This window comes from Achromobacter sp. GbtcB20 (assembly GCF_019091095.1).
Classification (GTDB): domain Bacteria; phylum Pseudomonadota; class Gammaproteobacteria; order Burkholderiales; family Burkholderiaceae_B; genus Achromobacter; species Achromobacter mucicolens.
The window spans coordinates 127,186-148,560 of sequence record NZ_JAGXJZ010000007.1 but is presented as its reverse complement, the minus strand read 5'-3'; the positions used below and the strand labels follow the sequence as shown (position 1 = coordinate 148,560).

15 protein-coding genes are annotated in these 21,375 nt (G+C 67.2%); 7 read left to right on the top strand and 8 right to left on the bottom strand.

Going from position 1 to position 21,375, the window contains the following annotated elements; translation table 11 throughout:
• The first annotated feature begins 290 nt into the window (after positions 1–290).
• The 3 genes from KVT32_RS32130 to KVT32_RS12105 are packed head-to-tail and all read left to right on the top strand — an operon-like array spanning position 291 to position 6,297.
• Entirely contained in the window at positions 291–1,391 is a 1,101-nt protein-coding gene (locus KVT32_RS32130; protein ID WP_254636858.1) for a WG repeat-containing protein, read from the top strand.
• A complete protein-coding gene (locus tag KVT32_RS32125) occupies positions 1,388–3,391 on the top strand; it encodes a WG repeat-containing protein (RefSeq protein ID WP_254636857.1) in 2,004 nt (667 codons plus the stop codon). Before KVT32_RS32130 ends, KVT32_RS32125 begins: the two co-directional genes overlap by 4 nt.
• Positions 3,392–3,393: 2 nt before the next feature.
• Positions 3,394–6,297, top strand: a complete 2,904-nt coding sequence (locus KVT32_RS12105; protein WP_217618260.1) for a WG repeat-containing protein — start codon at positions 3,394–3,396, stop codon at positions 6,295–6,297.
• On the opposite strand, the gene KVT32_RS12100 is transcribed toward KVT32_RS12105, so the two are convergent.
• Positions 6,291–7,151, bottom strand: a complete 861-nt coding sequence (locus KVT32_RS12100) for an oxaloacetate decarboxylase (protein ID WP_152382754.1) — start codon at positions 7,149–7,151, stop codon at positions 6,291–6,293. The two genes, KVT32_RS12105 and KVT32_RS12100, sit on opposite strands and share 7 nt — an antisense overlap.
• A gap of 104 nt (positions 7,152–7,255) precedes the next feature.
• Between KVT32_RS12100 and KVT32_RS12095 the strand changes: the two genes are divergently transcribed.
• Complete coding sequence (locus KVT32_RS12095; protein WP_152382755.1) at positions 7,256–8,143, top strand: LysR family transcriptional regulator; 888 nt, start codon at positions 7,256–7,258, stop codon at positions 8,141–8,143.
• A 22-nt stretch (positions 8,144–8,165) separates the two neighbouring features.
• Here KVT32_RS12095 and KVT32_RS12090 read toward each other — a convergent pair whose 3' ends face one another.
• The 3 genes from KVT32_RS12090 to KVT32_RS12080 form a co-directional block, all read right to left on the bottom strand.
• Entirely contained in the window at positions 8,166–8,981 is an 816-nt protein-coding gene (locus KVT32_RS12090; protein ID WP_152382756.1) for a siderophore-interacting protein, read from the bottom strand.
• Positions 8,982–9,007: 26 nt separating this feature from the next.
• A complete protein-coding gene (locus KVT32_RS32120; RefSeq protein ID WP_253857739.1) occupies positions 9,008–9,784 on the bottom strand; it encodes a PadR family transcriptional regulator in 777 nt (258 codons plus the stop codon).
• Between the two features lie 107 nt (positions 9,785–9,891).
• The gene (locus KVT32_RS12080) at positions 9,892–10,794 is read right to left on the bottom strand and encodes a helix-turn-helix transcriptional regulator (protein ID WP_217618259.1); all 903 of its coding nucleotides are present in this window, start codon (positions 10,792–10,794) and stop codon (positions 9,892–9,894) included.
• Positions 10,795–10,890: 96 nt separating this feature from the next.
• Between KVT32_RS12080 and KVT32_RS12075 the strand changes: the two genes are divergently transcribed.
• Positions 10,891–12,342 carry an MFS transporter gene (locus KVT32_RS12075; protein WP_217618258.1) on the top strand — a complete coding sequence of 484 codons (1,452 nt, stop codon included), beginning with the start codon at positions 10,891–10,893 and terminating at the stop codon, positions 12,340–12,342.
• A 37-nt stretch (positions 12,343–12,379) separates the two neighbouring features.
• Here KVT32_RS12075 and proC read toward each other — a convergent pair whose 3' ends face one another.
• The 4 genes from proC to KVT32_RS12055 all read right to left on the bottom strand — a co-directional run bounded on the left by proC (position 12,380) and on the right by KVT32_RS12055 (position 16,506).
• Positions 12,380–13,186, bottom strand: a complete 807-nt coding sequence (proC, locus tag KVT32_RS12070) for a pyrroline-5-carboxylate reductase (protein WP_217618257.1) — start codon at positions 13,184–13,186, stop codon at positions 12,380–12,382.
• A 99-nt stretch (positions 13,187–13,285) separates the two neighbouring features.
• The gene (locus KVT32_RS12065) at positions 13,286–14,056 is read right to left on the bottom strand and encodes a phytanoyl-CoA dioxygenase family protein (protein WP_217618256.1); all 771 of its coding nucleotides are present in this window, start codon (positions 14,054–14,056) and stop codon (positions 13,286–13,288) included.
• A gap of 104 nt (positions 14,057–14,160) precedes the next feature.
• Positions 14,161–15,273, bottom strand: a complete 1,113-nt coding sequence (locus KVT32_RS12060; protein WP_056324702.1) for an AI-2E family transporter — start codon at positions 15,271–15,273, stop codon at positions 14,161–14,163.
• A gap of 165 nt (positions 15,274–15,438) precedes the next feature.
• Positions 15,439–16,506, bottom strand: coding sequence for a LysR family transcriptional regulator (locus KVT32_RS12055; protein ID WP_217618255.1), 1,068 nt, complete (start codon positions 16,504–16,506; stop codon positions 15,439–15,441).
• Between the two features lie 386 nt (positions 16,507–16,892).
• Between KVT32_RS12055 and KVT32_RS12050 the strand changes: the two genes are divergently transcribed.
• Complete coding sequence (locus KVT32_RS12050) at positions 16,893–18,095, top strand: efflux RND transporter periplasmic adaptor subunit (RefSeq protein ID WP_056324696.1); 1,203 nt, start codon at positions 16,893–16,895, stop codon at positions 18,093–18,095.
• 25 nt (positions 18,096–18,120) lie between these two features.
• Complete coding sequence (locus KVT32_RS12045) at positions 18,121–21,336, top strand: efflux RND transporter permease subunit (protein WP_217618254.1); 3,216 nt, start codon at positions 18,121–18,123, stop codon at positions 21,334–21,336.
• Positions 21,337–21,375 lie beyond the last annotated feature (39 nt).

The following is a 21,375-nucleotide window of genomic DNA, read 5'->3' as shown; positions in this document are numbered from 1 at the left end:
GTTGATGACCGAGACAGGCGCCTAAATCGAGCGGCTATGCCAACCTTCAACGTGCGCGCAAAAAAAAGAAATTACGCGAAGTTTTTGAAATATGGCGGGAGTTACCGAAAAAATCAGCCGAAGACTGCGACATGTTAACGCTTCGTTTTTGATGGTTACATCTCCCGATCCGTCCCCCGGCACCGCTGAGTACAGTGGCTGCCTTCCCAATCCTTCGGCAGGCATCGACTCATGTGGCACGCCCGGTCCGGCACGTTCGTTTCCGCGGTTGTTGACCGCGCCCGCAACCCATGACGGCGGCACCCATCTTCAAGCCGCTGGCGCTGGCGCTGGCAGCGGCGCTGGCGGGGATCGCCCTCTTGGCGCCGGTCACTTCGCACGCGCAGACCAACTGGGCGCAGCAGTGCGCTTACAACAATTTCGGCGAAGGCGCGGGCACATCGTGCCACCAGCCGTTCCAGGAAGGCCTGGCGGCCGTGCTGGTGGGCACCGCCGATGGCGATTCCGCTGCCTGGGGATTTATCGACAAGCAAGGCGTCATGGCGATCGCGCCGGCGTATTCGGAAGCCCGCTCCTTCCAGAACGGGCTGGCCGCCGTCAGCCAGCAGGATCTCTGGGGTTACATCGACACCCGGGGACGCTGGGTCATCCCGCCGCGCTTTAGCGACGCGACCGGATTCAACGCGCAAGGCACGGCGCTGGCCGAAGAGGACGGACGGGATGTGCTGATCGACCGTCACGGCAAGGTCGTGAAGACCTTTCCACTGGGCACGCGCACCTCGGGCTTTGAGCCCGGACAGAAGCTGGCGGCGATGGAAATCCCCACGCCGCCGCGCTTGGTGAACACCGTAACCGGCAAGCCTGCCGCGCTGCCCGAAGGGGTGATGGCGCTGGCCGCGCCGACCAGCGGCCAACTGCCCGCGCAGACGCGCGATTCGCGTTACGGCGGCTGGTGGGGTCTGCTGGATCAGAACGGCACCTGGGCGATCAGCCCGCAAGTGTTGCGCTCGCTGGCCCCGCCGTTGCGCGATGGCGATGTGGTGGCGGTGAACCGCGAACGGGCATGGGAATTCGTGGATCTGCGCGGCGAGGCGCTGTCGGCCGAGCGTTACGAACGCGTGGAGCGGGTGGCGCCGGGCATATGGCTGGTGCGGGCCGCGGATGGCGGCACGTTGCTGCTGGATGGCAAGCTCCAACCCATGTATACGTTCGAAAGCGACTATGTGGGTGTGCGGGAGCAAGACGGCTGGCGCTTTGCCGCCGAGCCCGGCATGACGCTGCTGATCGATCCCGAGGGCAGGCTGCAGCTGATCCCCTTGCGCAGCGGCGAGGTCAAGATTCATCACGGGCGCGCGTGGGTCTATGGCGCGACGCGGCTGGCGACGCGATGAGCGCAGAAGATCAAGCCCATGCCGCCGACGCGGCGGCTGCAGTGCAGGCGGCGTCCGAAGCGGAGACTGCGGCGGCTTTCCAGGACCCGCCGGTTGCCGCCGATGCCGCAACCGATATTGCCGAAGCGGCGACGGTGGCAGATGCGACGCCTACCGAGGCGACTCAAGCTGAGGCGGCGGCAGCCGGTGCTGCGGCAGCCGCAGCATCGGCTGCCGGTGCTGCCGCAGACGACGCCATGGCGGCCGACGCAATGCAAGCCGATACCGCGGCAGATGCCGCACAAACGACCGCCAGCGCCAACGCAGACGAATCGCTTTACCAGGTCTACGGCCGGGACGGCCTTGGCATCCTCGACGAGGCCACCCTCGCGCAGCTGCGCGCCTACGACGTCAGCGAATTCCACTACGCGGGCACGACCGCCCGCGATACCGATGCCCCGCTGGCGCTTCTGCGTCCGCACGACTATGGCCAGCCGACCGGCATCCTCACGGCGGCGGGCAAGATCGTCACGAATCCGGATTGGGCAAACATCGACACGTACGACGTCACGCTGCCCCTCGTGGCGCGCACCAGGAACTACCAAGCCGGTGCGATCGGCGCGGACGGCGCGTGGGCCATCGAACCGCGCTATACCGAGATCCGCCCCTTCAAGGGCCCCTACACCTGGGCCCGCACGAAGGACATGCTGCGCGGCGACGCGCTTCTGATCGATGCCCGCGGGCAGGAAGTGTCCGTTCCCGCACACGTGCTGGAAGAGGCCTCGCGTCTTGATGGTGAGCTGCTGCCCTACTACGCACGCAACGAAAACCGCCAGCGCCGCGCGGGCCTGTGGAACGTGCGCAAGGGCGCGCCAGTGCTCAAGCCGGTCTACGAGCAGATACAGGAGTTCGAGGACGACTGGGCCAAGGTCCAGGACAAGAACCGCTGGGGCGTGGTCAACCGCGAGGGCCAGTGGGTAGTGCCCGCCCGCTACGACGGCGCCTACGATCTGGAATACCTGGGCAACGGCCTGATGCTCGTCGAAGCGCCGGAGGGCAAGCGCAATCGCGGCGGCTTCACCGAACGCGCCTATCGCGTCATCAACCTGCGCACCGGCAAAACGAGTGAACCCGTGGTCGGCAAGCCGCAGAAGCTTGCCGACGGGCGCTTTCTCGGCGAATTGGCCGACGCAAGCGCTGTCCTGATCGATGCAGAGGGCGCCTCCATCCGCTTGTCGGAGGGCCGGCCCAACAACAAGCAGCAATTCGGCGACTGGCTTTACATCGACTTTGACGAACGCGAAGGCGCCATCGATGCGCGCGGCAACATGAAGGTGCCCGCGCAATACGGCGAATTCAATCCGTTCTTCACGCAACCCGAAGGTCTGGCGCGCGCCAACATCGGCGTGGGCTATCGCGTGATCGACCAGACCGGCAAGACCCTGCTCGAAAAGTGGGGCGACGCCACGCCGCTGGCATCGATGCAACGCGTCGTCGTCAATGACGACGAGAGCGGATCGAGCATTCTGGTGGACCTGCAAGGCCGCGAGGTCACCCGTCTGCCCGGCCGCTACGCCATCGACAGCGACAAGGCCAGCGAGGGCGTGGCGCCCTACAGCGACGGCGATAACAAGTACGGCTTCATCGACGCAAACGGCAAGCGCGTCGTGGGCGCGCACTTCAACCAGCTGGGCCGCATGAAGGACGGACTGGCGCGGGCGCGCCGCCTGGAGCGCACGGGCAAGCTGTACGGCTACATCGATCTGACCGGACGCTATGCGATTGCGCCGGCGTTCACGTGGGCCGGCGACTTTTCGGAAGGCCGCGCGCTGGTGCGGCGCAATCGGCTCATCGAGTACATCGATACCCAGGGCAAGACCACCGCGCTGTTCGGCGTGCTGTGCGACACGGTGGTGATCGTGGATGCAGAGGACCGGCAGAGCTGGCCGCCCCGGAAACTCACCTGCCCCGAGGCCGCCGGCATCTCGCCGCCGGCAGTCGACAACGCCAACGCAGAATGATCATGACGTCACGCGTGCTACGAACCACCCGCCTCGCCTGCGCATTGGCCGCGCTGGGCGCATCCCTGTCCGTTCAGGCGCAGACCGGCTACGTGCAGCCGGGCCACATCTATTGCCTGGGCGAATCCGATTACCCGATCTATCCGGCTGCCGACGACATCTCCGCGCGCAACCCCTTCAGCAACGGCTGCATCCGGGATCTACAGGACGGCCGCGCCGCGGTGCTGCTGCCGTCAGCCATCGAGAACATCGACCGAGTGCCGCGCGACAACTCGCTGCGCCGCCACGCATGGGGCTTTCTGGACCGGAACGGCCGCGTCGCGATCGAGCCGATCTTTGAGGAAGTGGGCGATTTCCGCCACGGGCTTGCCGCCGTGCGGTGGCAAGGCAAGTGGGGCTACATCGACCGCAATGGCCGCATGGCCGTGCGCCCGCGCTACGACGCGGCGCAGGACTTTGTCGAGGTCGGGCTGGCGGCGGTGACGCTGGACGGCAAGCCGATGCTGATCGACCGCCAGGGCAATCCGGCGGGCGAGCCGTTCGACGAGGTGGTGCGTGCCGTGCGCCTGTTCGATGGCGTGCCCGCGCGGGCCACGGTTCAGTACAAAGAGGAATACCGGTCAACCAGCGGCGAACGCCGCTTCGGCGGGAACGGTGTCGTCATCACGCGGCCGCTGGGCGACAAGGGTCTGTACATCGCCACCAATGGCCAGGCCAAGTACGGCGTGGTGGACAAGGACTGGAACTGGGTCGTGGACCCGGAGTTCGACGACATCTCTTTGCAGGACGACGGCAACCTGGCCTCGGGCTACGGTCCGGACGGCTCCGTCCTGGTGACGGCGGACGGCAAGCTGATCGGCGCGGACCAGCAGTACGAAAGCATCCTGCCCGTGGGCAAGGCTTTGTACAGCGCGCAGCTGCCGCAGCGGGGCGGTTTTGCGGTGATGGACCGCACCGGCACGATCGTGGCCACGCTGACAACCGAAGAAGGCCAGACGTCGCAGCGCCATGCCGACACCATTGTGTATCGGTCGGGCGACAAGCTGATGGCGCTGGTGCCCGGCCATGCCGCGCCGGTCACGTTGGGCGCGGGGCTGTCGGCCGGCGACGAACTTGAGGGCTATGTCCTTTTCGTGGACGAATCCCGCCGCCCCGCCGGTTTGCTGACGCCGACCGGCGCGTGGCTGCACGGCGCCACGGCGCCCGCATGGCTCGGGGACGCCCGCCGCCTGCAGACGCGCGAAGGCAATCTGTGGCTGTCCGACGAGCAAGGCGCCCTGCTCAATGTGATGGACAAGGACGGCAAGCCGCTGCTCAAACCCGAGACGGTAGCGGCGCTTCAGAACCAGCAACTCCAGCCGCTGCCCGCCGGCGTCCCGGGCGGTCCGCTGGGCCTGCTGGGTCAAAGCCACTGCAATTGCGACGACACACAGGTGGGCTTGCTGCTTGCCGATGGCAGCATGGTCACCGATCCGTCCTGGTCTGCCGTGACGCCGCTGGACGACACCGACCATGAAAACGCCGCAGCCCTGACAGCGGACCAGTTGCGCTACGCGGCCGAAACCGACGACGGCATGGTGCTGCTGGACGCGCGCGGCAAGCGCATCGACCTGCCCGCGCAGCAGCACATCGGCATGTTCCGTCATGGCTACGCGCAGGTGTATGGCGACGGCGTGGTGCGCATGATCGACCGCGCGGGCAAGACGTTCGAGCTGCCCGAGAACTTCGATACGCAGGTCGTGGCGCCCGGCGTCGCGCGCTTTGTTCAAACGGCGGCCGACGGCGCGCCGTGGGGTCTGTACGATTTTGCGGCCGGCAAGCTGCTGGCCGCCCCCACGTTCCGCAGCATCGGCGAATTCCAGAATGGCCAGGCGATCGCATCGCTGGGCGCGGGGCGGGTTGGCGTCATCGACCTGCAAGGCAAGTGGGTCGTGCCGGCCAGCCACCACGGCGTGGAACGCGTGAACGACACGCTATGGCGGGTGACGCAGCCCGGCAAGCAAGAAGACGAGTATGACCGTCCCGCCGCCGTGTTCAATACGCGCGGCCAGGCGCTGACCGCCTTCATGCGCGGATTGCAGGTGGGCGATTTTGGGGATGGCTCTGTCAGCGCGGGCAACAGCGAGCGCCGCTGGATCATCTCGCCGGACGGCTCGGACGCGCTGGACATGAAGGATGCCGACTACCTGCGGCTGGGCGACTGGATGGAGATTCGCCGCGCCGACCGCGAAGGCTATCTGAACGGCAAGGGCGCATGGCAGATCGCGCCGGCAGCCCGCACCGGCACGCTCTTCCAAGGCACGCCGGCGCGCGCGCTGACGTCCAACGCCAAGGGCACGCAAGTCATCGACGCCAGCGGCAAGATCCTGGCCACCCTGCCCCGCGGCGAATGGACGTGGCCGCCACGCTCCGACCTGCTGATCCGCTATTACTCGGCCGACCGGGGCACCATGACGGACTACACGGACTTGTCCGGCAAGACCCGGTTGACGGTCGAAGGGTTTGGATCGGGGTTCTCGGAAGGCCGCGCCGTCACGCATCTGTCTGGCGGCGGCATGCGCTGGGTGGATGCCAAGGGCGTGCTGACGGGGCCGGCGTTCGACGCGCTGGGTACGCTGCGCGAAGGCCTGGCGCCAGCCGCCAGCGACCGGCGCTACGGCTATGTCGATAGCACGGGCGCGTTCGCCATTCCTGCGGAATACCGGGCGTTGTCCGGATTTGAGAACCAGCGTGCGGTGGTGTCCACGGAAGACGACTCGCGGATCATCGACAACGCCGGCAGCCTGGTCGCACAGGTCAGGATGCAATGCGGCATCCGCACCCTGTACGGCGCGGCCGGCCAGCGGCTGTGGCCGCTGCGCATGCCGCACGGCTGCAAGCGTACCGAGGCGTCGCGCGCCTACTGAACATCCAGCGCCAGATAGCGGCCGGTCTGCACGATTGCTTCGCGTTCCTTGAAGCTGGTCAGCCGGTCCGCCATTGCGCTGCTGTCGCCCGTCAGCCGGATCGCGCGAAGCGTCTCCTGCATCGCGTGGATCGCCGCGCGCTGCAGGTCCGACGGAATGATCGCCAGGCGGTAGCCCATCGCCGTCAGGTCCGGCAGCGGCACCAGCGGCGTCTTGCCGCCGTAGAACATGTTGATGAGCTTCAAGCCCGGCAGCCGCTCGGCAATGGCGCGGATCTGCGCCAGCGTCTCCGGCGCCTCGACGAAGATCATGTCGGCGCCGGCCTTCAGGTAAAGCTCGGCGCGGGCGATGGCCGCGTCAAACCCTTCGACCGCGATAGCATCGGTGCGCGCGATGACCAGCGTGTCGGCGTCGGCGAGCGTCTGGCGCGCAATGTGGACCTTGCGGGCCATCTCGCCGGCATCGACCAGGCTCTTGTCGTCCAGGTGGCCGCAGCGCTTGGGAAAGGTCTGGTCTTCGATATGAAACGCCGCCACACCCGCGCGCTCCATCAGGCGCACCGTGCGCTCCACGTTGGCCGAGCCACCGAATCCGGTGTCAGCGTCCGCCACCACGGGCAGGCCGCTGGCGTCGACGATCTTTTCCACGCGGTCCATCACTTCGGTGAAGCTGAGCAGACCGATGTCCGGGTAGCCGGCGGCACGCGCGATGGCGCCGCCGCTGGCGTAGACCGCTGAGAATCCGGCCGCGGCAACCAGGCGGGCCGACAGGCCGTCATAGGCGCCGGGCGCCACGACGATGTTTTCAGAGAGCTGCTGGCGCAACCGCGCGCCCGGGGAAAAGTGGGCAGTCATGGGGGGTTCCTTCAAGGCAAAGCGTCATACCCGCATGATCTGCGTCGGCCATTAGAATGTCCAATATATGGAATATTTCTAATCAGTATTTTCTGAGTATCAATATGGAACTGCGCCATCTTCGCTATTTCGTCGTCACCGCCGAGGCCCAGCATTTCACGCGCGCGGCCGAGCTGCTGGGCATGGCACAGCCGCCGCTCAGCCAGCAAATCCGCCAGCTTGAACAGGAAGTGGGCACGCCCCTTTTTGACCGCACGGGCCGCGGAGTGACGCTGAACGACGCCGGACGCGCATTCCTGGCGTGCGCGCAGGACATCCTGCAACGCGCCGATGCGGCCGTGCGCACGGCCCAGCGCGCCGCGCGCGGCGAGGTGGGCGAACTGACGTTGGGGTTCACCGAGTCGGCGTCTTTCAACGGCGTGGTGACCGAGCTGATCCGCCAATACCGCGAGCGCTACCCGGAAGTTGAAATGACGCTGTCGCAGGGCGACAGCGAAACGCTTGTGGCGCAACTGCGCGACGGCGCGATCGACGCCGCGTTCGTGCGCCCGCCCTTTGCGCTGGACGGCGGGCTGACGTTCACGCAACTGGTGGAGGAACCACTGGTGGTCGCGATGCCGCTGGGCCATACGCTGGCGCGCCGCAAGCGGCTCACGCCCGCCGACCTGCAGCAGGAGACCTTCATCCTGTACTCGCGCAAATCGGGCTATGGCCTGAGCGCAGACATCATGGCGGCGTGCCGGCAGCACGGGCTGAGCCCGCGCATCGGGCAACAGGCGCCGCAGTTGTCGTCGGCCGTGAACCTGGTGGCGGCGGGGATGGGCGTGGCGATCGTGCCGGCTTCGCTGCGCCCCCTGCGCCCGGATGGCGTGCTCTACCGGCCGTTAGCGCTGGATTGGCCGCGCGCGGTACTGGGCCTGGCCGTGCGCGATGCGACCGGTGCGCGGGCCGCCAATCTGCTTGCGCTGGCGCGGGCTCGCCGCAAGCCCTGATGCGTTTTTCTGGCCCGCGGGCTCAATCGTCGTGCGATTCGTGCACGGCAATTGCGCCGCGCTTCCAGTAGCTGGCGGCGCGGATGCGGCTCTTGTCGATGCCGTGCTGGGCCACCATGATCTCGCGCACCGCCTTCGCGGTGGCCGATTCCGCCGCCACCCACACATAGCCTTCGCCCTGCGGCAACGCCAGTTCGCGCGCGGCTTGGAGCAAGAGTGTGCTGTAGCCCGGCGCGGTCCCGTTGCGATGCAGCCAGCGCACCGAGGCCTTCGCGGCCGTTTGCAGCGGGATTTCATTCTCGGCCGCCGGCACTTCGATCAGCACCAGCGCCTGCGCCGAGGCGGGCAGTTCTTCCAGCCGGCGCGCGATGGCGGGCAGCGCGGTCTCGTCGCCGATCAGCACATGCCAGTCGAACGCGGTGGGCACCACAAACGAACCGCGTGGTCCGCCGATGCCCAGTTGCTGACCCGGCGCGGCCTGTTCGGCCCAGGTCGAGGCGGGGCCGTCGCCGTGCAGCACGAATTCGATCTCCAGTTCCTGGCGCGCCGTGTCGAACCGGCGCGGGGTGTAGTCGCGCGCAGCGGGCCGGGGCACGCCGTCGGGGAACTTGATGCCGTCCGGCCCGGCGGTGGGCAGCACGGGCGGTTGCGAGGGATCGGCGGGGAAAAAGATCTTCACGTGATCGTCGAAGGACGCGGACACGAAGTCCTGCAAGTCTTCGCCGGTGAACGTGACACGGGCCAGCAGCCCGGCGATGCGCTCGACGCGCGCCACGGTCAGCGTGCGCATCTTTAGGGTGTGGCGCACGCGCGCCACGGTGAGGTCGCTTTGATTCATGGGTACTCCAGTCAGTTGGGACGGGATCAGGCGCCAGACTTGCCGTTGATCTCGTCGGTCGCACGCGCCAGGATGCCGGCGATGCGTCGTTGTTCGGCGGGCGAGGCGTCGGTGCGATCCAGCAACGCGCGCTTGAGCGCCTGGCGCGCCTCGACGAATTCGGGCAGCCAGCCGGTGCGGGTGTCCTCGCCCTCGGGGCCGGTCTCGCGCGGCTGGCCGCTCCAGGCCTGGCGCATGTAGTCCATCTTGCGTGCCACGTGCTTGAGCTTGTTGAACATCAGCGTCAGGCGCTCGCGGTTGGCGTCCAGGTGCGTCTTGCCGGGTTCCGCGAGGTGATAGCGCTTCTTGGCGCCTTCCTGTTCGACGGTGGCGTAGCCCAGTTCTTCCAGATACGTCAGCGCGGGATACACCATGCCGGGGCTGGGGGTGTAGAAGCCGTTGCTGAGCGCGCCCAGCGCCTTGATGAGTTCGTAGCCGTGGCTGGGGTTCTGCTCCAGCAGCCCGAGCAGCATCAGTTGCAAGTCGTCGCTGGACACCTTGCGGCTGCGGGTGAAGCCCCGGCCGTCGCCGCCGAAGCCGTCTGCGTCACCGCGGCCGTGGGCGCCACCCGAGAACCAGTCGCCGCCCGCGCTGGCTTGACGCGGGTGATGATCATGATGACGGCCGCCGTGATGGTCGGGATGCGGGGCGTGGGGATGGGCGTTGCCGTGGCGACCCTGATGCTGACAATGGCCGCGATGGCCATGGGCGCGGCGTCCGCCGGCAGCGCGCTGGACGGCGGCGATGAACGAAAAGGGGGACATGAATGCCTCTTACGATATGTCTTACGATAGCTCGTACGATATACCTGCCGCTTTGGCGGCGTCAACTCCCCCGTTTTTTTCTGGCGCCGGCAGGTCGTCAGCGCGTCTTATCGCAGAGGCTCGCTGGGCGCGGTGGCACCCACCAGCACCCATCGGGCGAAGTCCGCCGCCTTGGGCTCGTGCGGCGCGGGCGCATAGACCACGAGCCGCAGGTGACGGATTTCGTCGACGCTCAAGGTGGCGTGCTCGAATGCGATGTCACCCAGTGATTCCACATGCAGCGTACGTAGGCCCATGCACGAACCATGCACGTCGTGTTCGCGCCACCAGGTCCGGAAATCGGGCGACACCCGTTCCAACTCATCGACCAGTTCCGCGATGTCGGGCACCCCGGCGGCGCTGGCGAAATCGCGCCGGAACGAGGACAGCATGCGCGGCGCCTGCGCCGTCCAGTCCACGAAGCGCTCGCGCATGGCGGGGTCCACGAACAGCATCCAGAGCAGATTGCGGCGGCCCGGCGCCTGCCCGGAAAAATTGAACACCTTGTCCGCGGCGGCGTTCCACACCACGACGTCCCAGCGCAGATTCAGGATGTACGCGGGGCGCGCGGGCAGGTCGTCCATCAGGCGGCGGACCTGCGCGGGCACCGTGCACCACGTGCGGCCCGTCTCGGCCGGCGGGCGCTGATGCGCCAGCAGGTAAAGGTGGCGGCGCTCGGCATCGTCCAGCCGCAACACGCGCGCCAGGTTTTCCAGAAACGCCGACGACACGCTGATGTTGCGGCCCTGTTCAAACCACGTGTACCAGGCCAGCCCGACGCCCGCGAGCGCCGCGACCTCCTCGCGCCGCAAACCGGGCGTGCGGCGGCGGCGGCCGGGCGGCAGCCCAAGGTCGGCGGGGGTCAGCCGCTCGCGGCGCAGCCGCAGGAATTCGGAAAGATCGGCGCGGGTGCGGTCCAGACGGTGCGCCGTAGCCGGTGCGGACGGGGTTGAAGGCAGGGATGCGGTCATGACGCTGTTGCAGGCAGTAATAGCATAAACAGCTAAATTGTATAAGGCTGAAGGTCCGACCAGAATAGCGCCGATCCTGACTTTCTGGCCTTTTCCATGTCGACCTCCTGCCTTCCCGCCACGCCCTCGCCCGCCCTCCCCCACACCGATTCCCCGCGCCTGGGCAATCTCGGCCTGGCCGTGCTGCTCTCCGGCGGATTCATCACGATCTTCGACCTCTTCGTCGTGAATGTGGCCATTCCCAGCATGCAAGCGACACTGTCGGCCAGCTTCGCGCAGATCAACTTCATCATCGCCGCCTACGAACTGGCGTACGGGGTGCTGCTGATCGCGGGCAGCCGGCTGGGCGACCGGCACGGCAGGCGGCGCCTGTTCATGCTGGGCATGGCGGGTTTCGCGTTGGCATCTGCCTTGTGCGGCCTGGCGCCCACGCCGGACACGCTGATCGCCGCGCGCATTGTGCAAGGCGCCGCGGCGGCCCTGCTGTTTCCGCAGGTGTATGCGCTGATTCGCGTCAGCTTCAAGGGCCACGCGCGGCGGCGGGCGTTTGCGTGGCTGGGCATGACGCTGGGCCTTGCGGCCATCGCCGGGCAGGTGCTGGGCGGATGGATCGTCCATGCGGATCTGTTCGGCCTGGCCTGGCGCACCATCTTCCTCGTCAACCTGCCGCTGGGCCTCTTGGCTTGCTGGCTGGCGCGTCACATCCCTGAATCCGCCGACCCTTCCGGCGCGGCGATGGATTGGGCAGGGGCCGCCCTCGTGGGGCTGGGGCTGGCGTTGCTGCTGCTGGCGCTGATCGAGGGTCCGGCACGTCAATGGCCCGCCTGGACGCTCGCCTGCGGCGCGGTATCGGTAGCCGCGTTGACGGCATTCGTGCGATTGCAGCGCCGGATCGCCGCGCTTGGCGGCGCGCCGCTGGTGGACATGGCCTTGCTGACGCAGCCGCGCTTTGCGGCCGGGTGCCTTGTCGTGATGCTGGTGTTCTCCACCGCCAGCGCCATGTTTCTTTGCTATGCGCTGCTGGTGCAGACCGGTTTCGGCCGCGATGCGCTGACGGCCGGCCTGATCTTCGCGCCGGCCAGCGTCGGGTTCGTTGCCGGGTCGATGGCCGCGCCACGGCTGGTCGCCCGGTATGGGACGCGGGCGATCGCGCTGGCCGCGCTGCTGTATGGCGGCGCGACGGCCGCCCTGATGCTGCACACGGACTTGGCGGGCGCCGATCTGGACCCTTGGACGCTCTTGCCCGCGCTGGTGTGGCTAGGTGCGGCGCAAGGCGCGGTCAACACGCCGCTGGTGAACCTGGCAATGGGACTGGTTCAGGACCGCCAGGCCGGCATGGCCGCCGGCGTGGTGTCGACCCTGCAGCAGGTGGGCGCGGCGCTTGGCGTATCGGCCGCGGGCATGCTGTATGGCGGTGCGCTGCAAGCCCATGCGGATGCGGGCGTGGCCGAGCGCCATGCGCAGGCATTCGCGTCAGCCATGCAATTCAACGTCGCGGCCATTCTTCTGGCGGCCGCGCTGTTGTGGCGGCTGGGCCGCCACCGCTGACCGCGTTCGGACTTGCGGCGCGGCCGTGCCGGCGCGCTTATCCCGCGGACAATTCGCGAGCGCGCTGCTGCGCCTTGTGCACCGCCTGCGTGATGGCCTCGGCCACGCCGGCCTGCTGCATGTGCGACAGCGCGGCGTAGGTGGTGCCTCCCTTGGAAGTGACGCGCTCCTGCAATTCGGTGAGCGGCACGTCTTCGCTGGCGGCAAGCTCTGCCGCGCCGCGGAAGGCGGCGACCGACAGCCGGCGGGCGTCGGCAGGCGTGAAGCCCAGCTCGACAGCGCCCTTCTCCAGCGCCGCCATGAAGTGAAACACGTAGCCGGGACCGCTGCCGGTCACCGCGGTGACGGCGTCGATCATGGCTTCGCTGTCGGTCCAGATGCGCTCACCGACGGCCGCGAAAAGCGCGTCGACCTGATCGCGCTCGGCCTGCCCGCAGGCCGGGGTGGCGTACAGGCCGGTCATGCCCAGCCCCACCTTCGCGGGCGTATTGGGCATGGCGCGCACGATGCGCGCGTGGCCGCCCAGCCAGTCCGACAGCGCGGCCAGTTCCACGCCCGCCGCGATGCTGACCACCGTGGCGTCGGCCGGCAGATGCTGACGGACCTGGCCACACGCCTCGCGCAGTACCTGCGGCTTGGTGGCCAGCACGCACAGGCCCGCGTCGCCGATGTCGCTGCTGACCTGCTCCAGGCACGGCAATCCGCGCGCCACCAGCGCCTCGCGCGTGGGCGCGTAGGGCTCGATCACCAGAAAATCGGTCAGCGCCCGGCCCTGGCCGAGCAGCCCGTCGATGATGGCGGAGGCCATATTGCCGCCGCCGATGAAGACGATCTTTTCACGCATGTTGCTTCAGTTCCAAAGAGGGATTGCGGACCGGGCCGGCGAGGCTGCAATGCCGGCGCGCGGAATGGGGATTCGACAGTCTACGGGCATCGCGAGGCATCACGCCTTCGTCAGCGCCACGCCTGCCTGCGATGACGAACGCGTGCCCGGCAGCGGATGGCAGGACTCGGGGTGATAGGAATGAACCACCGATAACTTCACACGGTCGCTGCTGTTGCCCTGCGCGGCGTGCAAGGTGCGGCAGTGAAAGAACACGACGTCGCCCGCCTGCAGTTCCGGGCAGACGGCGCGCGCGATCCATTCGGCGTTCTGCGGCACGTCCTCGCGGAAGAACTTCTTGTCGTCGAATTGTTCCGGCGTATAGGCCGCCGTGTGCGAACCGGGAATGAACGACAGGCCGCCATTGGCGCGCGTCTCTGGCCCCAGGGCCAGCCAGCAGGACACCAGATCCGTGTCCGAGAACGACCAATATCGGATGTCCTGGTGCCAGCCGGTCAGGCTGCCATACGCGGGGTGCTTGGTCATCACGCAGTTGTGGTGCACCGTGGACAGCACGGGCGTCTGGTTGAAGTAGCGCTGCAGCCACTGCGCGATGCGCGGATTGGTGGCCCATTGCGCGAACAACGGGTCGCGCGCGTGGGCGTTGAGCAACCGGCGCACCGTCAAGCCCCCTTCGGCGGTGCGGGATACCGGCGCGCCGGGGTAGCGCAGGTCGGCTTCGTATTCGATGGGAGCAACGTGATCGCGCAAATGGCGCTCGGCCAGCGCGCGCAGCGCGGCGACCTCTTCGGGGCTGGCGAACTGGCGCGCCACCACGAAGCCCTGCTCATGCAGCACGGCTATCTGATCATCAGGCAATAACCCGGACATCTCGATCCTCACAGCCCGCGTCGGAAAACGGCGCGTCTGCGGGCGGGCAGGCGCGCACCGGCAAGGCGCCGGTCACGCGGGATGGCTAGATTACCAAAACGGCCTCAGCCCGCGGGGGTCTTCTCGGGGTGGACGGCTGGCGCGCCGAGCCGGGCGGCGTCGCGCTCCTGGACTTCGTGGTGGACCCATTCGCGCCAGACGGCGACCAGCAGCGCCATCAGCACCGGGCCGACGAACAATCCCACGATGCCCATGGTCTTCACGCCGCCCACCAGGCCGAAGAAAGTCGGCAGGAACGGCAGCTTGACTGGGCCGCCCACCAGGCGCGGGCGCAGCGTCTTGTCGACGATGAACAATTCCACACTGCCCCAGACCATCAGCGCGATGCCCGCGACCACATGGCCGGAGCCCACGAGATACAGGGACACCAGCGTGAATGACAGCGGCGCGCCGCCTGGGATCAGGGCCATGAACCCGGTGACCACGCCCAGCAATACGGGCGACGGCACGCCCGCGACCCAATAGGCGATGCCCAGCACGACGCCTTCGCCCAGCGCGATCAGGCCCATGCCGGTGACGGTGGAATTGATGGTGGCCGGCACCACGCGCGAAAAGCGCTGCCAGCGCGCCGGCAGGATGCGTTCGCCCAGCACATCCAGCTGCGCGACCATGCGGATGCCGTCCTTGTAGACGAAGAACAGCGTGATCAGCATGAATAGGACCGTCAGCAGCAACTGGAAGACGTTGCCCGTGGCGGCCAGCGCCATGCGGTAGATGTTGCCCAGGTGCTCGCCGCTGACCGCTTCGACCAGCGCGCCCAGCGCGTGGGGCTGGCCAATATAGGATTCCCAGTATTGCGCCAGGCGGTCGCCCACGACCGGCATCGAGGAAATCCACGCGGGCACGTCCACGCCATGCCGGTTGGCGGCGATGGCCCAGGCGACGAACGCGCTGGCTTCCTTGATGGCATAGGACAAGGCCAGCGACAACGGAACGATCAACACCACGACGACGACCAGCAGCGCCAGCGACGCGGCCACTGTTGTACGGCCGCCGCACCGGACGACGAGGCGTTGATACAAGGGCCAGCTGGCCAGGCCGATGATCAGCGCCGCCAGGGCCGGGACCAGGAATCCGCTAAGAAAGTAAACCCCCGCCAACAGCACAAGCAGCAACAGCCATCGGGCAATGAGGTAAGCGGGTAGAACAGGCTGCATAGCGCGAATCGACTGTAAGGGCGTTGTAGGCTTTGACTGTCGGACTATACAGACGTTTCATGCGATTCGAGGGACGTAAGGGCTGTATTTACTACGGGGTTTCCCGCGCTTAACGCACATGGCGGACCCGAGGGTCCGCCATGTCGTTGCGCCGGAGGCGATGGCTTACAGCAGGTATTCGGCGGCTTCTCCGCGCGCGGTGCGGCGGCGCGGGGCCATGTCGGCCAGCGCCGGGATGGCCGGCACAGGCGGTTGCGCCGGCGCGGTCTGCCCCTGGTTGCGCTGGTACACGGCGCAGGAGGCGGCGGCCGGATCGGTCTCGTCGCGGCCGCTGAGCAGCGGGCATCCGGCAAAGAGGTCGGCGACCCAATCGGTGAAGGCCCGCACCTTGGGCGACAACTGCCGGCTCTGCGGATACAGCACCGAAATGGCCGTGGAACTGGGTTTCCACTGCGGCAGGATCTCGATCAGCTCGCCCGATTGCAGGTACGGCAGCGCCATGTATCGCGCGGTCTGGATCAGGCCGAAGCCTTTCAGGCCGCAATCCAGGTAGGCGCCCGCTTCGTTCACGGCCACTGTGCCCTTCATGTCCACTTCCTGGTGCTTGCCGTCCACCTTGAAGTCCCAGGCGCAATTGCGGCCGGTGCGGCTGGAAAAATAATGCACCGCGTGGTGATCGCGCAGCGATTCGATGGTTTGCGGCATGCCGTGGCGCGCCACATACGTGGGAGACGCGCAGGTCACGGTCTGCAGGGTGCCGATGCGGCGGGCGACCAGGCTGGAATCTTCGAGGTCGCCGGCGCGGATCACGCAGTCCACGGCTTCCTGGACCATGTCGACCGGACGGTCGCCCAGGCCCAGCACCAGCTCGACGTCGGGGTATTTGTCGTGGAAATCACACAATGAGGGGATCAGGATCAGCCGGCCGATGCAGGTCGGCACGTCGATGCGCAGGCGACCCTTGAGCCGCAGCGCCGCTTCCTGGAAACACGCCTCGGTTTCTTCCACGTCGGCCAGAATGCGCACGCAATGCTGGTAATAGCCCGCGCCGTCGGGCGTCAGGCCTATGCGGCGGGTGGTGCGGTTCAGCAGGCGCACGCCCAGGAGGCGTTCCAGATTCTGAATGATGGTGGTGACGGTGGTGCGCGGAAGCGATAGGCTGTCGGCCGCCCGGGTGAAGCTATTGGCGTCCACGACGCGCACAAACACCTGCATCGCCTGAAAGCGGTCCATGGCAAGGGTGTCCTTAGGCAAATAAGTCGGGGTGAACGGAGCATAACCCGATTTCGCGGCTGATTAGTCATTCTCCACGAACAGTGTTGCCGGGAAAGACAGGTTTATCCGCCCGGACAAAACACTCAGAATGCAAACCATCTTGAAGTGCCCTTGCCGCCCGGCGCAAGAAAAGGGCATGTCAATCCTCAGATTCCGCACCGCAGCGGCCCGCCCTTACCCGGCGGCCACCGCCTCCAGATCAGCGACCCCGGTCGATGTTGCATTGCAGCATATTCATATGACCCTGGATTCTTAGGACTGGCATTCCCGCACCGCCGCCTTCTGTTTTCCCGCATTCCGGGCAAGCGCGCTTCCGCCTCTAAAGAACCACTCAAGGAAACACCATGGTTTCGCGTAAACGTATTGCTGTGCTCGTCGTATTTGCAGCCGTGCTGGCGGCCGGTGGCGGCTACGCCCTCACCCGCGGTCCCGCGGGCGGCAATGTCGCCATGGCGCAGGGCGCCCCCGCCGCGCCCCCGGTCGAGGTGGCCGAGGTGGTCAACAAGACCATCGTCGACTGGCAGCGCTATTCCGGCCGCCTGGAGGCCATCGACCGCGTGGATATCCGGCCGCTGGTGTCCGGCACGCTGACCGCCGTCCACTTCAAGGACGGCAGCATCGTCAAGAAGGGCGACGTGCTCTTCACCATCGACCCGCGCCCCTACGCGGCCGAGGTAGACCGCGCCGCCGCCGCGCTGACGGCCGCCAAGGCCCGGGCCGCCTACACGGCGTCCGAACTGGCCCGCGGCCAGCGCCTATTGGCCGACAACGCCATCGCCCGCCGCGACTTCGAGGAGAAGCAGAACGCCGCCCGCGAAGCCGCCGCCAACCTGCAAGGCGCGCAGGCCGCGCTGGACTACGCCAAGCTGAACCTGGGCTACACCCGCATCGAGGCGCCCGTGGACGGCCGCGTGTCGCGCGCCGAGGTCACGGTAGGCAACGTAGTGGCCGCCGGCGCCGCGTCGGTGCCGCTGACCACGCTGGTGTCGGTGTCCAAGATGTACGCATCGTTCGACGTGGACGAACAAACGTTCCTGCGTTACGTGAACCCGGTGCGCAACGGCCGCGCCGGCGCGGTGCCGGTCGAACTGGGTCTGGCCAACGAAGACGGCTACTCGCGCACGGGCGCTGTGCAATCGGTGGACAACCGCCTGGATGCCACCTCCGGCACCATCCGCGTGCGCGCCGAGTTCGACAACGCCGACGGCACGCTGCTGCCCGGTCTGTACGCCCGCATCCGCCTGGGCGGCAGCGAGCCGCGCGCGGCCGTGCTGATCGACGAACGCGCCATCGGCACCGACCAGGACAAGCGCTTTGTGCTCGTGCTGGACGACAAGAACCACGCCGTCTACCGCCAGGTGAAGCTGGGCGCCAACCAGGAAGGCCTGCGCGTGGTGGATTCGGGCCTTGCCGCCGGCGAGCGCATCGTCGTCAACGGCCTGCAACGCATCCGCCCCGGCGACGCCGTGACCCCCACTGTCGTCCCCATGGTTGCGGCCAAGCGTACCCCCGGCAACCCGGTCAAGACCGCCTCGGCACAGAACTGAGCCGACGCGTCGAACGAGAACGTTTATGAATATCTCGAAATTCTTCATCGACCGGCCGATCTTCGCCGGCGTCCTATCGATCCTGGTGCTGCTGGCGGGCCTGTTGGCCATGTTCCAGCTGCCCATCTCCGAATACCCGGAAGTCGTGCCGCCGTCGGTCGTGGTGCGCGCGCAGTACCCGGGCGCCAACCCCAAGGTCATCGCCGAAACCGTCGCCTCGCCGCTGGAAGAATCCATCAACGGCGTGGAGAACATGCTGTACATGCAGTCGCAGGCCAATAGCGACGGCAACCTGACGCTGACGGTGAACTTCAAGCTGGGCGTGGACCCGGACAAGGCGCAGCAGCTGGTGCAGAACCGCGTGTCGCAGGCGCTGCCGCGCCTGCCGCCGGACGTGCAGCGCCTGGGCGTGACCACGGCCAAGAGCTCGCCCACGCTGACGCTGGTGGTCCACCTGATCTCGCCCAACGACCGCTACGACATCACGTACCTGCGCAACTACGCGATCCTGAACGTGAAGGACCGCCTGTCGCGCATCACGGGCGTGGGTGAAGTCACGGTGTGGGGCTCGGGCAACTACTCCATGCGCGTGTGGCTCGATCCGCAGAAGGTCGCCCAGCGCGGCATGACCGCGTCCGAAGTCGTCAACGCGATCCGCGAGCAGAACGTGCAGGTCGCGGCCGGCGTGATCGGCGCCTCGCCCACGCAGGGCGACGTGCCGCTGCAGCTGAACGTGAACGCACGCGGCCGCCTGCAGACTGAAGACGAATTCCGCGACATCATCCTGAAGACTTCGCCGGACGGCGCGGTCACGCACCTGTCCGACGTGGCGCGTGTTGAGCTGGACGCGCAGGAATACGGCCTGCGCTCGCTCTTGAACAACAAGCAGGCGGTGGGCATGGGCATCATGCAATCGCCGGGCGCTAACGCGCTGGACGTGTCCAGCCAGGTGCGCGCGGCGATGGCCGAGCTTGCCCAGGACTTCCCGCCGGGCGTGGAATACCGCATCGAATACGACCCCACGCAGTTCGTGCGTTCCAGTATCGAAGCCGTCGTGCACACGCTGCTCGAAGCCATCGCGCTGGTCGTGCTGGTGGTTATCCTGTTCCTGCAGACCTGGCGCGCGTCCATCATTCCGCTGCTGGCGGTGCCAGTGTCCATCGTCGGCACGTTCGCGCTCTTGCTGATGTTCGGCTACTCCATCAACGCGCTGTCGCTGTTCGGCATGGTGCTGGCCATCGGGATCGTGGTGGACGATGCCATCGTGGTGGTCGAGAACGTCGAGCGCAACATCGCGGCGGGCTTGAGTCCGCGCGATGCGACCTATCGCGCCATGCGCGAGGTCAGCGGTCCCATCATCGCCATCGCGCTGACGCTGTGCGCCGTGTTCGTGCCCCTGGCCTTCATGACGGGCCTGACCGGCCAGTTCTACAAGCAGTTCGCCATGACCATCGCCATCTCGACGGTGATCTCGGCCTTCAACTCGCTGACCCTGTCGCCCGCCCTGTCGGCCCTGCTGCTCAAGAGCCACCACGACAAGCCCGACTGGCTGACCCGCGGCATGAATCGCGTCTTCGGCCGCTTCTTCAACTGGTTCAACAACATGTTCGGCCGCGCGTCCGAGTCCTACGGCACGGGCGTGGCCAGCGTCATCCGCCGCAAGGCCGGCGCGATGGGCGTCTATGCCGTGCTGGTCGCCGCGACCCTCGGCGTGTCGTACCTGGTGCCCGGCGGCTTCGTGCCCGCGCAGGACAAGCAGTACCTGATCGGCTTCACGCAGCTGCCCAACGGCGCCTCGTTGGATCGCACCGAAGACGTGATCCGCCGCATGAGCGACATCGCCCTGAAGGAACCCGGCGTGCAGTCGGCCATTGCCTTCCCGGGCCTGTCGATCAACGGCTTCACCAACAGTTCCAGCGCGGGCATCGTATTCGTCACGCTCAAGCCGTTCGGCGAACGCCGGGGCGCCGAACTGTCCGGCAACGCCATCGCGGCCTCGCTGAACCAGAAGTTCGCAGCCATCCAGGATTCGTTCATCGCCGTGTTCCCGCCGCCGCCCGTCATGGGATTGGGCACGCTGGGCGGCTTCAAGCTCCAGCTGGAAGACCGCGCGGCGCTGGGCTACGCCGAACTGGACAAGGCCAAGCAGGCCTTCCTGGAAAAGGCGCGTCAGACGCCCGAACTGGGCCCCACGTTCTCCAGCTACGAGATCAACGTCCCGCAGCTTGACGTGGACCTGGACCGCGTCAAGGCCAAGCAGCTGGGCGTGCCGGTGACCGAAGTCTTCGACACCATGCAGATCTACCTGGGCTCCATGTACGTCAACGACTTCAACCGCTTTGGCCGCGTGTTCCAGGTGCGTGCGCAGGCCGACGCGCCGTTCCGCGCGCACGCCGACGACATCCTGCAACTGAAGACCCGCAACGCCGCCGGCGACATGGTGCCGCTGTCCTCGCTGGTCACGGTCAAGCAGACCTTCGGGCCGGAAATGGTCGTGCGCTACAACGGCTACACCGCCGCCGACATCAACGGCGGACCGGCCCCCGGCTTCTCGTCCGACCAGGCGCAGGCCGCGGCCGAACGCGTCGCCGCCGAAACCCTGCCGCGTGGCGTCAAGTTCGAATGGACCGACCTCACGTACCAGCAGATCCTGGCGGGCAACGCCGGCCTCTGGGTGTTCCCGATCAGCGTGCTGCTCGTGTTCCTGGTGCTGGCCGCGCTGTATGAAAGCCTGACCCTGCCGCTGGCCGTGATCCTGATCGTGCCGATGAGCATCCTGGCGGCGCTGACCGGCGTCTACCTGACCGGCAACGACAACAACATCTTCACGCAGATCGGCCTGATGGTGCTGGTGGGGCTGTCGGCAAAGAACGCGATCCTGATCGTGGAATTCGCCCGAGAGCTCGAGATGAACGGGCGCACGCCGCTCGAAGCCGCCATCGAGGCCAGCCGCCTGCGTCTGCGCCCCATCCTGATGACGTCCATCGCGTTCATCATGGGCGTGGTGCCGCTGGTGCTGTCGTCGGGCGCCGGCTCCGAGATGCGCCACGCCATGGGTGTCGCCGTGTTCTTCGGCATGCTGGGCGTGACCCTGTTCGGCCTGTTCCTCACGCCGGTGTTCTATGTCCTGCTGCGTTCGCTCGGCGGCAAGAAGCTGCACTCGGCCGCGCCGCACGAAGCGCCCGTCTGCGTGCCGCACATCGACCCGAACGCGCCGCCCGCCCCGCAACACCACGCGTAGGCCGGCAAACCCGAGTAGCCAGCGCGTCCTGTCCAGTGG